General features: G+C 64.4%; 1 protein-coding gene. It reads left to right on the top strand.

The features are described from left to right. A partial coding sequence (locus J3489_RS37180) for an efflux transporter outer membrane subunit (RefSeq protein ID WP_207005768.1) occupies window positions 1–1,431 on the top strand: 1,431 nt, incomplete at both ends.

Genomic DNA, 1,431 nt, shown 5'->3' on the forward strand with positions numbered 1-1,431 from the left:
ACTCTCCGGATGTGCCGTCGGCCCGGACTACGTGGCGCCGACCACGCAGTTCGCACCGTTTCATAACACCATCACGGCGGACTCGCAGCGCTCGACTACACCCCCGCCGCGTCTGGATAACTGGTGGACGGGATTCAACGACCCCGAACTTGTCACCGTGGTACAGCGCGCACTTGCGCAAAACCTCGACCTGAAAGCCGCTTTTGCCCGCGTCCAGCAGGCACGGGCCGCAGCCTCAGGTGCGGGAGCGCAATTGTTCCCAACCCTTGACCTGAACAGCACCGCGACAGCCGAGCATCAGAGTCTGGACAGCCCGCTCGGCTCTCTGGCCAAAGCGACTTCCCCGGGCTACAGCCGGGACCAACGGGAATACACGCTGGGCGCAGCGGCCAGCTGGGAGATCGACCTCGCGGGCGGCCTGCGGCGCAACGCGGCCGCTGCCCGGGACGAGGCTGCGGCAGCCGAAGCGGACCAGCTCGGCACCCACATTACCGTCGCCGCCGACGCGGCCGATGCCTATCTGCAGATTAGAGGGTTGCAAGCCCAACTGGCGGTCACTCAGGACCAGGTCGATACGGATGTGCATCTGCTGGAACTTGTTGAGGTGCGACAACGCGCGGGCGCAGCGGACGAGAGGGAAGTGGCGCAGGCTGAGGCACTGCTCAAGCAGGCGAGAGCAGTCGTACCGACGCTACGTACTGCGCTGGAAGCGCAACTGAACCGATTGGACGTACTGATGGGAGCACAACCGGGAACCTACGCGCGGGAACTGAGCGCGCCGGGTACGATCCCCGCTGTTCCAGCGATCGATGACCGTGTCACACCTATGGATGTGCTGCGGCGACGTCCCGACATGATTGCGGCGGAACGACGTCTTGCAGCCTCAAACGAGCGGATCGGTGCCGCGATCTCTGACTACTATCCCAAGATTTCGCTCTCCGGGGCGCTTGGATTTGATAGTACGAGCCCCAACCACTTCTTAAGCGCTCAGGCGTTCCAGCCCATTGGCTCCGGAGCGCTGCGGTGGAGACTGTTCGATTTCGGGAAAGTCGACGCTGAGGTGGCCGAGACACGCGGCGCCAACGCCGAAGCGCTGATGCAGTACCGCCAGGCGGCGCTCAAAGCAACCGAGGACGTTGAGAACGCCTTCGTGGCGCTTTCCCAAACCGAAACGCGCCTGCAGGAACTGCAGGGGGAAGTGGCGTCATTAACGCGTGCGCGCGACCTGTCTGAACATGCGTACAAGGCAGGCGCAATCACGTTGACCGACGTGCTTGACGCGGACCGCCAGCTCCTGGTCGCTCGGGACGAGCTTGACGGTACCCGCGCCGACGCGGCACGGGCCGCAGTCACGGTCTTTCGAGCGTTCGGCGGCGGGTGGGATGTTCCTCCCGACAGCCGAGTAGCAGAAGCAGCGCAAACGGCAGTGAC

It is taken from the genome of Trinickia mobilis (genome assembly GCF_017315705.1).
Classification (GTDB): Bacteria; Pseudomonadota; Gammaproteobacteria; order Burkholderiales; family Burkholderiaceae; genus Trinickia_A; species Trinickia_A mobilis.